The sequence below is a fragment of the Phnomibacter sp. genome (assembly GCF_036803085.1).
GTDB lineage: Bacteria > Bacteroidota > Bacteroidia > Chitinophagales > Chitinophagaceae > Phnomibacter.
Genome location: NZ_DAIRUZ010000008.1, coordinates 122,241 through 137,170, shown reverse-complemented (window position 1 = coordinate 137,170; position 14,930 = coordinate 122,241). Strand labels below are relative to the sequence as shown.

At 45.9% G+C, this 14,930-nt stretch carries 8 protein-coding genes; 6 read left to right on the top strand and 2 right to left on the bottom strand.

The window, feature by feature from the left end; translation table 11 throughout:
* Nucleotides 1–111: 111 nt before the first annotated feature.
* Nucleotides 112–822, bottom strand: coding sequence for a response regulator transcription factor (locus V7Q13_RS14970; protein ID WP_333801477.1), 711 nt, complete (start codon nt 820–822; stop codon nt 112–114).
* Nucleotides 823–850: 28 nt separating this feature from the next.
* Nucleotides 851–2,308, bottom strand: coding sequence for a sensor histidine kinase (locus tag V7Q13_RS14965; RefSeq protein ID WP_333801476.1), 1,458 nt, complete (start codon nt 2,306–2,308; stop codon nt 851–853).
* Nucleotides 2,309–2,479: 171 nt separating this feature from the next.
* On the opposite strand from V7Q13_RS14965, the gene V7Q13_RS14960 reads away from it, so the two are divergent.
* From V7Q13_RS14960 to V7Q13_RS14935, 6 genes are all read left to right on the top strand, one after another.
* On the top strand, nt 2,480–5,581 hold the full coding sequence (locus V7Q13_RS14960) for a SusC/RagA family TonB-linked outer membrane protein (protein ID WP_333801475.1): 3,102 nt from the start codon (nt 2,480–2,482) through the stop codon (nt 5,579–5,581).
* Nucleotides 5,582–5,598: 17 nt separating this feature from the next.
* Nucleotides 5,599–7,395, top strand: coding sequence for a RagB/SusD family nutrient uptake outer membrane protein (locus V7Q13_RS14955; protein ID WP_333801474.1), 1,797 nt, complete (start codon nt 5,599–5,601; stop codon nt 7,393–7,395).
* Between the two features lie 32 nt (nt 7,396–7,427).
* Complete coding sequence (locus V7Q13_RS14950) at nt 7,428–8,393, top strand: BT_3987 domain-containing protein (RefSeq protein ID WP_333801473.1); 966 nt, start codon at nt 7,428–7,430, stop codon at nt 8,391–8,393.
* 92 nt (nt 8,394–8,485) lie between these two features.
* Nucleotides 8,486–9,427: a hypothetical protein gene (locus tag V7Q13_RS14945; protein ID WP_333801472.1), complete on the top strand. Its 942-nt coding sequence runs from the start codon at nt 8,486–8,488 to the stop codon at nt 9,425–9,427.
* 34 nt (nt 9,428–9,461) lie between these two features.
* Nucleotides 9,462–12,431: a GH92 family glycosyl hydrolase gene (locus tag V7Q13_RS14940; protein ID WP_333801471.1), complete on the top strand. Its 2,970-nt coding sequence runs from the start codon at nt 9,462–9,464 to the stop codon at nt 12,429–12,431.
* Between the two features lie 11 nt (nt 12,432–12,442).
* A complete protein-coding gene (locus V7Q13_RS14935) occupies nt 12,443–14,749 on the top strand; it encodes a GH92 family glycosyl hydrolase (RefSeq protein ID WP_333801470.1) in 2,307 nt (768 codons plus the stop codon).
* Nucleotides 14,750–14,930: the final 181 nt, after the last annotated feature.

Here is a 14,930-nt window from a genome sequence, read left to right as displayed (position 1 = left end):
ATAAAAGTGCGAATGAAGTATAGGCAAATACTGCATACAATCGTTGTTGTGCTGTGGAAAGTACAACGATTGTCAGGCGGGGCTGTCCTGCTGCATCATGCGAAGCGTTGCTTACGCTTCCTCTTCTTTGATATTGAAAATGTAACCTGCACCGTACACGTTGCTCAGTGTTATTTTTTCTGACTTAGACACAATTTTGCGTAGCCGGGAAATAAATACATCGAGGCTGCGGCCCAGGAAATAATCGTTTTCGCCCCAAATGCGCACCAGTATTTCTTCTTTGCGAATGCGTTTGTTTTTGTGCTGGTAAAAGTATTCCAGCAACTCCGCTTCGCGGTTGGTGAGCTTTGTTATTTTTTTGTCTGGTGGCGTTACGGTGAGTTGTTCGCGGTTGTACAGCAAATCGCCAATCATGAACACTGATGTTTGTGGCTTGGTGGCCACATGGCCCGAAGTCATTTTCATGATGTTCTTGAGCTTGAGGGCCAACTCATCTATGTCAAACGGCTTGCAGATATAATCGGCGGCTCCGATTTTTAAACCGGCAAGGCGATCCTTCTTTTCGGTACGGGCCGTCAAGAAAACAAAAGGCAAATGTTCATTGATGGTTTGAATATTTTCTGCCAGTTCAAAACCACTTTTTTGTGGCATTTGTACATCAAGCAGGCAAATGCCATAATGATCGTAGTTGTCGCGAAAAGCTTTCAGCGCATTTTTTGGATTGTCGTGCCAATCAATATCGAAGCCCTTGGTTTCGAGGTATTGTTTCACCAAACTGCCCAGGTCTTGTTCGTCCTCCACAAATAATACTTTCTCTGGCATAGTGTGCTTTTTTTGGGAATGGTTTGCGTTAGCTATCGCTGTTGGAGTGTTTTGTTGCGATGGGTATGTAAATAATAAACTCTGTACCAATGTCTTTTTTGCTGTGTACTTCTACACTCCACTGGTGCGCATCAATACACTTTTTGGTATGGTACAATCCAAGGCCAATGCCAGGTTTGTTGCTGGATACCAACGATGGATTGCGGTAAAATTTTTGAAACATTCTTTTTTTCACTTTGCTGCTCATGCCGTCACCATTGTCTTTGATGCTGAGGGCAATGGTACTTGCATTTTTCAGGTAGGTGCTCACCAAAATTTCTTTTTCAGTCTTGTGATTGTATTTGACGCTGTTGTCGAGCATATTCAGCACGATGGACGTAAAATGTAGTTTGTCCAACAGTACCCGCTGCTCACCACTGTGTGGCGAAAAAACGATGTGGGTGTTTTCTTCATCCACATTGATGCGGTAATCAGAAATGATTTCTTCCAGTTCATCGTTGAGCACATGCTCTTCCAGCTCTAAGCGAATGGGTTTTTCGCCACTGGTTTCTATTACTTGTTTTACCAGTACGGTCAAGCGTTCACTTTGCCGTTTAATAATGCTGCTGAGTGCATCAAGCTGCGGACTGCGGATTTGCTGGTTTTCGTTTTCGATGGTTTTGTTGGCAATAATGATGGTAGTGAGTGGTGTTTGAAATTCGTGGCTGATGGTGTTGATGAAATCTGATTTCATTTCACTTTCCTTTTTCTGCCGTACCCAGTTGGCAAACGTGAGAAAGTAAATGCTGAGCATGGCTACAATAGAAAACACTGACAGCGAGGTTTGCGGCAATGTTTTTTTAAGGATATACGTAAGCCTGTCTGGCCGGTCGCAGTACAGTGAAAACTCCATGCGGTAGCTGTGTGCAATGGTAGAACTCACTTTAATATTGGACACCAGCGACTGTGGCGGATAGCTGCTGAGTGTACCACCAATTTTGGCGCCATAGTGTGCCAGATAAGGCACGGTGCTGTGCACATTGTCTGCGGTGTTGGTAAACAAGGGTACATACACATTGGCTTCCGGCGCTATAGACAAATGATTTACAAACAATGCATACTGCAGGTCCGGATTCATTTTATGTTGCGCTATCACTGCATCCAGCAGGGGTTGTATGTTGTTGGCTGCCGACAGGCGGATAAACATAGAATCGGTAATGCGCTTCGATAAATCGGCAAAGGCAGCTTTGTTTTGCCGGGACAAATATTCCAACGTGTCCAAATGCCGGTAAATAAAGCTATCGATGATGTGTACTGCACCAGGAAAAAGTTTATCGTTTACAATGCTTTCTTCATATGCCTTTTTAATGATTTTGGCTTCTTCTACATTGTATACTTTTTCTTCAAGCTTGTAAATGTTTTGGATGTGTATGAGCTGCACCAAACACAAAATGCTGGTGCATACAATAGCAATGATTTTGTATAAAAAAATGCGGTCTCTTTTCATGTTGTGGATGCTGCTGCACAGCCTTACAAATTGGAAAGTAGAGAAATTATACTACCAGCCATAAAATCAAGCGGCGTTAAGTATTCATTAACCATCCGTTCGTATTGTGTTGACCACAGCCGCTTGCAATAGCAATTAGTATTGCTCATACAAACCAACTACTATCTACTTATGAACAAACTATCAGTAAGTAGGTCTTTCCTCAGCTTGCTTCTTGGTTGTTGTCTGCTGGCTTTTTCAGCAGCGGCACAAACTACCGTAAAAGTAAGCGGCGTAGTAAAAGACCGACTGGACAAAGCAATGTCTGGTGTAAGTGTAACCGTGCAAGGCAATGCCAAACTGGGTACACAAACCAACGACAAGGGTGAATTTTCCATCACCGTTTCTACCACCGATGCCCTCGTGTTTTCGTATGTGGGCTATCAATCTGTAACCCGGCCTGTAAGCAACACCATTTACTTTGAAGTAGTACTCGATGCCGCACAAGGCAGCCAGGAAGAAGTAGTAGTGGTGGGTTTTGGTAAGGCCAAAAAAGTAAGCCTTGTAGGGGCACAGTCGTCTGTAAATGTGCAAGACCTGAAACAACCCGTTGCCAATTTGAGTACTGTATTGGCTGGTCGAATTTCGGGTATTGTGGGTGTGCAGCGTACGGGCTTGCCCGGCGAAAATGCCGGTGATCTCTGGATTCGCGGCATTTCTACTTTTGGCCCCAACTCAACCGGCGCATTGGTGATTATTGATGGTGTGCAGGGTCGTGACCTCAACTCTCTCGATCCGGAAGACATTGCCTCTTTCACCATTTTGAAAGATGCCTCGGCCACAGCAGTGTATGGGGTAGCAGGTGCCAATGGTGTTATTCTCATCAATACCAAGCGGGGCAAAACTGCTAAGCCAGTATTGAAGTTCAACTACAATCAAGGGGTAACTGCATTTACAAAATTGCCTGAGCTTACCGGTGCTGCATCGTACATGAATTTACGCAATGAAGCCCGCCTGGCTTCCGGACTTGGCGCTGAGTATGCACAAGCATACATCGATTCTACCATGGCCGGCAATCAGCCTTATCTCTATCCAAATGTTGATTGGATGAAAGAGATATTTAAAGAAGCCGGTGGTACTCGTCGCTTCAACTTTAGCGCCAGCGGTGGCAGCGAAAATGCCAACTACTATGTGGCATTGGCATACTACGATGAGCAGAGCCTGCTGCGCAACGATGGGTCACAAGGGTACGAATCAAATCAGCGTTTTAAGCGTTACAATTTTACCAGCAACATTAGTATGAACTGGACGAAGACGACCAAGTTCGACCTCGGTATTCAGGGCTACATTACCAACCTGAACACACCGGGGGTAAATGCACAAGCTGCTTTTCGTGATGTGATGGTGACCACGCCTATTTTGTATCCGAAAATGTATCCGGGCAATTTGGTGCCGGGTATCAACGCGGCCAATGCACAGCGCAACCCGTACGAAGAAATTACTCAAACCGGCTATGTAAACACAGCCAGCAATCAGGTGTATTCCAATGCCCGCATTACGCAGGATTTGGCGGCTATTACGCCCGGTCTTACGGTATACGGTTTATTTTCTTTTGATGCTTACAACACACAGGTCATCAGCCGTACCCGTCAGCGCAATACCTATAAAATCGATCCAGTTAATCCGTACAATGCAGATGGTTCTGTAAACCTGCTGCCCGTTATTACCAATGGATCCGACAACCTGAACTATGGTCGTGCCAACGGTGGCAACCGTTCGTATTATCTGGAAACAGCCCTCAATTACGACCGTGCTTTTGGCAAAAATCATCGGGTTACAGGGTTAATGCTCTTTAACCAACGCTCATATATTGATGCATTTGCTGCAGACCTTACTGCTTCGCTGCCATACCGCAGTATGGGCCTGGCCGGCAGGGGCACCTATGCATACAAAGAGAAATATTTTGCAGAGCTCAACTTCGGGTACAATGGTTCTGAAAACTTTGCACCAGAAAAACGTTTTGGTTTCTTCCCTTCAATAGGTGTGGGCTGGGTGCTCTCTAAAGAAAAATTCTTTGAGCCCATCAGCAATGTGTTTCAGTTTTTCAAACTCCGCTACTCCGATGGTTTAGTAGGTTCTGGTGCTGGTGGCCGTCGTTTCGGTTATCTCACCATTGTGTCCGATGCGTCTACTGTGCCCGGTTTTAACTGGGGCAATGGCCAAAGCAACCAGGGAAGCGGCGGCGGTGTACAGGTGCAGGATTTTGGTGCAGCTGTGCAGTGGTCTAAATCCCGCAAGCAAGATTTGGGTATTGAATTCAAAACATTCAATTCAAAATTGTCTGTCATTGTCGACTTCTTTAAAGAACACAGAACAGGTGTGTTTTTGCAAAGGGCCAGTCTTCCTTCATACGTAGGATTGGTAAACAATCCTTATGGCAACCTGGGTGTGATAGACAATGCAGGTTTTGATGCCACCATTGAAACATCGCAGTTTCACTGGGGCAATACCAAGTGGGATTTCCGTGGTACAATCACTTACAACCGCGACAAGATTATTGAAAATGATCAGCCGGTACAGCCCTTCCCTTACATGGAACGCAGAGGCTTCAATAGCTTGTCTACATACGGCTACACCGCTATGGGTTTGTTTGCCGATCAAAAAGAAATTGACAATGCGCCAGACCAAACACCACTTGGCGGACGTCCTCGTCCCGGTGATATCCGCTACAAAGACTTGAACAGCGATGGTCTCATCAACAACCTCGACATCAGCCGCATTGGCAATGGTGATGTGCCCAATTTGATTTATGGTTTGGGCGCCAACGTAGAATGGAAACGCTTTTACATTGGTGTTTTCTTCCAGGGCTCTGATGGTGCACAGCGATTGCTGACTGGTGATGGTATTATTCCTTTCAACAACAGCACCGGCCCTGAGCGGAGCAACCTGCTTACCATTGCAGAAGATCGTTGGACAGAAGCCAACCCCAATCCGAATGCGTTTTATCCTCGCCTGGCATACGGCAATGCGGCCAACCGCAACAACGCAGTGGCAAGCAGCTGGTGGATCAAAGACATTTCATTTGTTCGCTTGAAAACATTGGCCATGGGTTACAACCTGCCCGATAAGTGGGTGAAACGTGCTGGCTTCAAAAGTGCACAAGTGTATGCACAAGGTTTCAACCTCATTTATTGGAGTCCCTTCAAACTCTGGGATCCTGAGCTCAACACCGGCAATGGTGCGATTTATCCAAACATCCGCACTTTCTCTGTTGGTCTCGAATTCACCTTATAATCCATCAACGCATTTTCATGAAAAAAATATTTTCCATAGCCATGCTTGCCTCCCTGCTATTGCTGGGTAGTTGCAGCAAGTTTCTGGATACTGTTCCCGACAATATCCTCACCATCGACGATGTATTTAAAACACGGACCAATGTGATTAAATACCTCGGCAATATTTATCAGGCCATGCCCAATGAGTTCAACCAGCGTTTTGCCGGCAATGAAAACTCAGGTAACTGGACCGGTGCTGCCGATGAAGGCAAGTATACCTGGGACTTTAACTACAGCACCAACATGAACAAAAGTGCATGGGCCAATACCGATGGTACTGTATCTGCCTATTGGGACAACTACTACCGGGCCATCCGCAAGGCTACAGATTTCATTCAGCGCATCGACGGTGCTACACCCGAAATCAGTGCTGCAGAAAAAACCATTCTAAAAGGTGAAGCCCGTGCCCTCCGTGCCTTTTACTACTATCAGCTCATGCGTTTGTATGGTCCCGTAGTTATTTTGGGCGAAGAGCAAATTCCTGTTGATGCCACGAATGATGTAGTGATGAAAGAACGTTCTTCTTTCGATGACTGCGTAGCATTTGTAGTAGACCAACTGGATAAAGCATACACCGAATTGCCAGTTACTTCTGCAGTGGCTGGTAAGTTTACCAAGCCAGTAGTAAAAGCATATAAAGTACAGGTATTGATGCTGGCGGCCAGCCCGTTGTTCAATGGCAATACCGATTATGCCGAACTGAAAAATGATGATGGTAAAAATCTTATCAGTCAAACAGCTGATGCCACAAAGTGGACAAAAGCTGCTGCTGCTGCCAAAGAGTTCATTACAGAGTTCGTACCCACCACTTACGATTTGTACCGTGCTACAGATGCCGATCCTTTCAAAGCAGCGTACCTCTCTTGCCGCGATGTGATTTTGCAAAACTGGAATAAGGAATGGATTTTTGGTCGTTCTAATTCTGGCTACTCTTTCATTCGCTACGATCGTACACCGTTTCATGCAGGCTATGCCAACCAGCGTGGTGCCGGTGCCAACGGTGCTACACAAGCACAAGTGGATGCCTATTTTATGGCCAATGGTAAAGCCATTACCGATCCTACTTCGGGTTACAATGCTACAGGCTTCAGCAACTATCGTGCTCCGTTCGACAATACGGCCCGTTCTACCTTCAACCAATGGGTAAACCGTGAGCCTCGTTTTTATGTAGGCATTACTTACAACAACAGTGTATGGTTGTACCCCGACCAAAACACCGGCAATCTTATCATTACCAACATGGAGTTCAATGGCAACTCTGGTTTGGCACAAAGCACTTCTGATGTAACGCCAACCGGCTACATCATTCGCAAGGGCGTGGCCAATACCGATGATAGTCGTGGTTGTTTGTATCTCCGCTTAGGTCAGATTTATCTGGACTATGCAGAAGCCTTGAACGAATCCAATCCTGCTGATCCGGATGTACTCAAATACCTCAACCTGATTCGTGAACGTGCCGGTGTGCCATTGTATGGCTCTACAGATATTGCTGTGCCTGCTACAAAAGAAGACATGCGCAATGCTATCCGTGCAGAAAGAAGGGTAGAGCTGGCATTCGAAAATGTTCGCTACTTCGAAACCAGAAGATGGAAAATAGCCGAGCAAACAGATGCAGGTCCTTTTTATGGGCTCGACCGCACCAAATCGGGCACTGCTTTTTACAACAAAGTATTGCTGGAAACACGGGTGTTTCGCAAACGTGATTATCTGTTCCCCATTCCCGCCAACGAAGTGCTGCGTAATCCAAAGCTGAAACAAAACACAGGCTGGTAATTCATTTGTTCACCTTATTATTCTACATCCATATGTTCAACAATAAATTATACGGGGCCTTGGCCGTGCTGCTGCTGGCAATGGCAGCCTGCAATAAACCGGCAGATATAACGCTGACCAACGAAGGCTCAGTGTATATGCCGCAGGCTAGCGGCACCCGAGCTAAAGTTGATTTGCTCTACACCACTACCAATACCCGTACCGACCTGGTATTTGGTGCTGCCTACGGTGGCATGGAATACGCCGGCAGTGATATCGCAGTTACATTTGTGATAGACAGTGCCAAAGTGGCCAACTACAATTTAGCCAATGGTACCAATTACAAACTACTGCCCGCCGGCAGTTACGAATACACTGGTTTGAGCAGCGTAATTGCTGCAGGCAAAACCAGTTCTGACCCACTCACCCTCACGGTAAAAACAAATACCATTGCGCAAGGAGTAAAGTACATGCTGCCTATCACACTGAGTTCAGCATCGAAGGGTACCATAATCGACAACATGCAAACCACGTATTTCCGGTTTGATACTTTGCTGCGCAAATCAACAGACGTGACAGGTTTGGCCAGCATTACCGTAAGTGATGAAAACACTGGTGGAGCTACGGCCAACGAAGGTTCGCTGAAGCTGATAGATGGTGATGTAAACACCAAATACCTTTTCTTTAACTGGCCGACGGCGTTTGCCAACAATGGCGGATCCTGGTTTCAGTTAAAGTTTGCAGCGCCAATAGCCATCGGTGCGTACACATTCACTTCGGCCAACGATGCTGCAACCCGTGATCCTAAAGATTGGAAGTTGCAGGCCTCCAACGATGGTACCACCTGGACCACCATTGACACACGTGCCGGCGAAAGTTTTGCCAGTCGTTTCCAAACCCGTCGTTTTGAAGTTAGTGCTGCACCACAGCCTTATACCTACTATCGTATATTTATGACAGCTAACGGTGGTAGCTCACTGTTTCAAATGGCTGAGTGGCGGGTAATACGCTACGATTAATGCAATCATTGTGGCAGTGCAACTTCTGGTTGTACTGCCACTATTTTTCTTTTCTACATCATTATTTCATTCACACTCCACAACACCGTTGTATGGACAAGCATTTTATTACCCTTACAATTTCAGCAACCATGTCGGCGGGGTTGCTCTTGATGCCCGGTTGCAAAAAAGACAATACCAGCAGTGGCAGTACGCCTCCGCCGGTAGTCAATTACAACGTACCGCCTTCTACCTGGCAAGAGCATTGGTTCGATCACAAACAGTTGGTGTCACGTGTTTATTATGATACTTCACTGGTGGTGTATTACGATGCCGATGTAAAAAAAGACATTGCATGGCCTTTCAGTTTTGTAAAAGATGTATGGCTCTATTCCCGCAAAGTATACGGCGCCGAATTTGGTACTGACAAACGCTTGTATGCGGTTTTTCATACAGGCAAATACAGCGGCGGTCATCCGGGCTATTACTATAGCGACAATCACGACAATCGAAATGTGATTGACTGCGGATCGAACAGCAGCAATGCCTGGGAAAGTGGTGCCGGCAACGATTTGGATTTGGTGACACACGAAATTGGGCACATTGTAGAAAGTGCGGCCAACAACACAAAAGGCTCTCCCGCATTTGCCATCTGGAAAGACAGCAAGTGGATGGAAATTTATATTTATGATGTGTACCGTGGCCTTGGCCGTACTGCCGATGCCGAACGCTGGTACAATCTGATGATGAACACCACGGATAATTTTCCAAGAACCAATACGCAATGGTTTAAGAACTGGTTTTATCCCATTTACACCCAATACGGTGGCAGTGCGGTATTGAATAAATTTTTTAAAATGGTTGCCCTGCATTTTCCGAAGGATGGAAGTCAGAAATTTACACGGGATATGAACTGGGGCGAGTTTGTGCACTTTTGGAGCGGTGCTGCCGGTGCCGATTTGAAAGCCATGGCATCGAACGCATTTGGCTGGTCAAATGAATGGGAACAACAACTTACAAAAGCAAAAACCGATTTTCCTTCGGTGAAATATTAGGAAAGATTTTTTCGAACTTTTAAGTACAACAGGCATGATGAAGCGTAACGTGATGATGGGGCTATGCACACTCTGCATGGCAATGCTGGCACAAGCACAGGTAAGCAATCCGGTGCAGTATGTCAATCCGCTGATGGGCACTCTGTCGAGGCCCGATATTTCGAATGGCAATACGTACCCCGCTATTGGTACGCCTTGGCCCATGAACATGTGGACGCCTCAAACCGGCGACAATGGCAATGGCTGGCAGTATGTGTACACTGCCGATAAAATCAAAGGCTTCAAGCAAACGCATCAGCCTTCGCCATGGATGAATGACTATGGCGTTTTTTCCATCATGCCCGTATCGAAGAAAAGTGTATTTAAACCTGATGAAAGAGCCAGCTGGTTTTCGCACAAGGCCGAAGTAGCACAGCCGCATTACTATAGCGTGTATCTCGCAGATCATCACATTACCACAGAAATTACACCCACCGAAAGGGCAGCAATATTTCGTATCACCTACCACAGCAAAGACAGTGCTTTCCTCGTAGTGGATGGCTTTCGCAAGGGCAGTTATATCAAAATTATTCCTGAAGAAAATAAGATAGTGGGTTATAGTACTTACTACTCTCGTGGCCGGCTCAAAAACTTCGCCAACTATTTTGTGTTGCAATTCAACACGCCTTTTGCCAGCAACAAAGTATGGAGCGGCACTGCACTGGCAGAAGGTTTGGAAAACAAAAGTGATAATGCCGGCGCTATTGTAGGCTTCAATATTACACAACCTAACCAGCAGGTATTGGTGAAAGTGGCTTCTTCATTTATTAGTCTGGAGCAGGCAGCGTATAACCTCAACACCGAAATTGGAAATAAGGATTTTGAAACGGTGAAGCGTCAAACCCAACAGCAATGGAACAATGTGCTGGGTCGCATTCAAATGGAAGGCGCTACAACCGAACAGATGCAAACTTTTTACTCTTGCTTTTATCGTGCCGTTATGTTTCCCAACAAACTCTATGAACGAAACGCTGCCGGACAAACCGTGCATTACAGCCCTTACACAGGGCAGGTGTTGCCCGGCTACATGTATGGCGGCACTGGCTTTTGGGATACTTTCAGGGCCCTGTACCCATTCCTCAATTTTCTTTTTCCTTCCATCAATACCGAAATGCAGGAAGGCTTGCTGAATGCTTACAAAGAAGGCGGCTTTTTACCGGAGTGGAGCAGCCCCGGTTTTGCAGATATCATGGTGGGTAACAACTCTGCATCGGTGGTTGCAGATGCGTATTTGAAAAGCGCCAAAATTGCCGACATCAACAAGTTGTATGAAGGCTTATTGAATGGTGCTAATAACGAAGGACCCATGCATGCTGTAGGCCGTTATGGTGTAAAATATTACAACGCTTTGGGCTATGTGCCATACGATGTAAAAATCAATGAAAACGTGGCACGTACCCTTGAGTATGCGTTTGATGATTTTTCAATTTTCAAACTGGCACAACAACTCAAACGTCCTGCTGCTGAAATTGAGTTATATGCGCAGCGGTCGCTCAACTACCGCTTTGTATTTGATGCAGCTGCTAAACTTATGCGGGGCAAAAATGCGGATGGCCGTTTTCAATCGCCCTTCAAGCCATTGAAATGGGGCGATGCATTTACGGAAGGCAACAGCTGGCATTATACATGGAGCGTGTTTCACGACATTGACAACCTCGCCAATCTGATGGGAGGCAAGCACCAGTTTGCACAAATGCTGGACTCTGTTTTCCATCAATCACCTGCATTTGATGATTCTTACTATGGTGGTACCATTCATGAAATTCGGGAAATGCAAATTGCGAATATGGGCCAGTATGCACACGGCAATCAGCCCATTCAGCACATGATTTATTTATACAACCATGCGGGCCAGCCTCACAAAACACAATACTGGGTGCGGGAAGTAATGAACCGTATGTATAAGCCCACACCCGATGGTTATTGTGGCGATGAAGACAATGGTCAAACCTCTGCATGGTACCTGTTTTCTGCCATGGGTTTTTATCCTGTTTGCCCCGGAAGTGATGAGTATGTGTTAGGAGCCCCTTTGTTCAAAAAATTGACCATCAATTTGGAAAACGGAAAGCGATTGATGATACAGGCGCCAGCCAATAGTGATGTTAACCATTATGTGCAATCACAAAGCTTCAACGGAATGCCGTATAGCAAAACCTACCTGCGCTATGCCGATGTAATGAAAGGCGGCACATTGCAATTGCAGATGGCGGCTACACCGAATACAAAACGGGTGGTAAAAGAAGCGGACCTCCCGTACTCTTTTTCGAAAGATGAAAAAGCGTTGTACGAAAAAGTGAAAGACCGCATGCCGCCGGGCCTGGGTGATATTAAACTGCCGGCCAAGCCCGATACCATTTCTAAAAATGGCCTGACGCTGTACATGATAGACGAAGAAAGCAGCCTTACACCAGCATTCAAACAGCGACTGATTGATGCCTATTTTGAGCAGTATCCAAAATTGATTGCCCGTTATAATCCCAATGCTAAAAAGGCCATCAGGTTTGTGATAGATGCGAAGTATGATGGCGTGGCTGTAACCACTGCCGACGATCGCATTGTGTACAATCCGGCATGGTTTCATCGCAATCCAGAAGACATAGATGTAGTAACTCACGAACTAATGCATGTAACACAAGCGTACAAGTTTGGCAATGTGCCCGGATGGGTAACAGAAGGCATTGCAGATTATGTACGGGCTACTATTGGTATCAACAATGTGAAAGCCAAATGGTCGATGCCCGATGTACAGACTACACACCATTACAAAAATGCATACCGCATTACAGCCCGCTTTTTCTTGTGGCTTACCCAGCATTACGATAAAGACTTTATTGTGAAGCTGGATAATGCAGCCAGAACCAATCAATACAATGCCGATATCTGGAAACAAAACGGCAATAAAACAGTAGATGAGTTGTGGGCTGAATACACGGCCAATCCATCCGTAAATATCACTTACCAATAAGCCTGCTACTCATGAAAAGTTTAAAGTGGATGGTGATGCTGATGCTGGTAAGCGTTGCTGCTGCAGCACAGCAAGAACGTTATGTGCAATATGTAAATCCGTTGATTGGTACGGCCAAAATGGGCCACACATTTCCCGGTGCTACAGTACCGTTTGGGATGGTGCAGCTGAGCCCCGATACAGATACCATTCAGTACATCGACAAAGGAAAGTACAACCCCGACGTATATAAATATTGCGCCGGATATCAGTACGCCGATAAAAGCATTGTGGGCTTTAGTCATACCCACTTTAGTGGTACCGGCCATTCAGATTTGGGCGATTTTTTAGTGATGCCTACTACAGGTGAGTTGAAGCTGAATCCTGGTGTGGCAACTGTTGCCCGTAGTGGTTACCGCTCAGCATACCGGCATGAATCTGAAACAGCCCGCCCCGGTTATTACAGCGTACTGCTCGACGATTATCAGGTGAAGGCCGAGTTGACCGCAACTGAAAGAACAGGTTTTCATCGCTACACTTTTCCAGCCAGCAATGAAGCACATATTCTGCTCGATTTGGTGCATGGCATATATAACTATCCCGAAAAGAACGTATGGACATTTGTGCGGGTTGAAAATGATACGCTCATTACAGGTTACAGACAAACGCTGGGTTGGGCCAGAACGAGAACCGTGTATTTCGCCATGACGTTTTCAAAGCCATTCAAGAGCTATGGCAGTGTAAATGAAAAGCAGGAAATGTATGGAGGCTTTTGGCGCAAGTTCAATCAAAAGCAAAATTTTCCTGAATTGGCGGGCCGCCAGCTGAAGTTGTATTTCAATTTTGATACAAAGGCCAATGAAGCAGTGCAGGTAAAAATGGCTTTGTCTGCAGTGAGTACTGCCGGCGCTTTGCACAATATGCAGGCCGAAATTCCGCATTGGAATTTTGATGCTGTTGCACAAGCTGCTTCCGACAAATGGGAGCAAGAATTGCAACGCATTCAAATAGAAGCAGACCTTACCACAAAGCAGAATTTTTACACAGCCATGTATCATGCATTCATTGCACCCAATTTGTTTATGGATGTGGATGGCAGCTATCGGGGCCTCGATCAGCAGGTGCACAAGGCACAGGGCTTTACCAATTATACCACGTTTTCCTTGTGGGATACTTATCGGGCTTTGCATCCGCTGTACAACCTTGTGCAGCAGCAACGCAACAACGATATGGTACAATCGATGCTGGCACACTATGATCAAAGTGCTGTAAAGATGTTGCCCATTTGGAGCCACTATGCCAATGATAACTGGTGCATGAGTGGCTACCACAGTGTTGCTGTGTTGGCAGATGCTTTTGTAAAAGGCGTAAGCACTACAGGCATTGACAAAGCATTGGCTGCATGTGTGGCTACAGCTAATAAATCAAGCTACGAGGGCATTGGTGAATACATAGCCCGGGGATATATTCCTGCAGAAAGATCGGGCACATCAGTGTCAAATACATTGGAATACGCCTATGATGATTGGGCCATTGCGCAGCTGGCTAAAAAAGCAGGCGACAATGCTGTGTATGAAACGTTCATGCAGCGGGCAGCGCAGTATAAAAATGTGTTCGACAAAGATGGATTCGTGAAACGCAAAAATGCTCTGGGTCAATTTTTACCCAATGCTGATTTGCTGAGCACACATGGGCAAGGTTTGATTGAAGGCAACTCGTGGAATTATAGCTTTTTTGTGCCGCATGATCCGGCTGCACTCATTCAGCTGATGGGTGGCAAAAAAGCCTTTGTGGCACGAATGGATTCCTTATTTACTATGTACCTGCCGGACCATTATTTTGCTGAAACGGAAGACATCACCAGGGAAGGAATCATTGGTACGTATGTGCATGGCAATGAGCCAGCGCACCATGTGCCTTACCTGTACAACTTCGCAGGTGCGCCATGGAAAACACAGGAACTCATTCGCCGCATTTTGCCATTGCAGTACAAACCTACACCAGATGGTTTGGGTGGTAATGATGATTGTGGTCAGATGAGTGCCTGGTATATTTTTAGTGCCCTTGGTTTTTATCCGGTGGCACCGGGTAGTGGTTCGTATGAAATTGGCAGCCCCATTATCCATCATGCTGTATTGCCGTTGGAAAATGGCCGCCAGTTACGCATTACCGTGCAACATCAGAGTGAGAAAAATATCTATGTGAAGCAGGTATTGGTAAATGGGAAACCCATTGCCGGAACGAGCATTGCACACGACGATTTGATGCAAGGTGGTGAAATTGTGTTTGTGATGACCGATAAGAAAACAGCGCAGCGGCTGGCAGAAAAATTAAACTAGTTCATTGACCTTATTTCAGTTGTTGTTGATTGCCTGATATGATGCACAGTCTTTGCCTGGCAAGGGTTGGCGTACATATTGGTTGGGTCCACTGGTGCAGCCGGTGGACCTTTTGTACAGAAAAAATAATTTGGTTATACAATTAGCAAGCAGCAATCATTTAGATGCAATACCGGCGGTA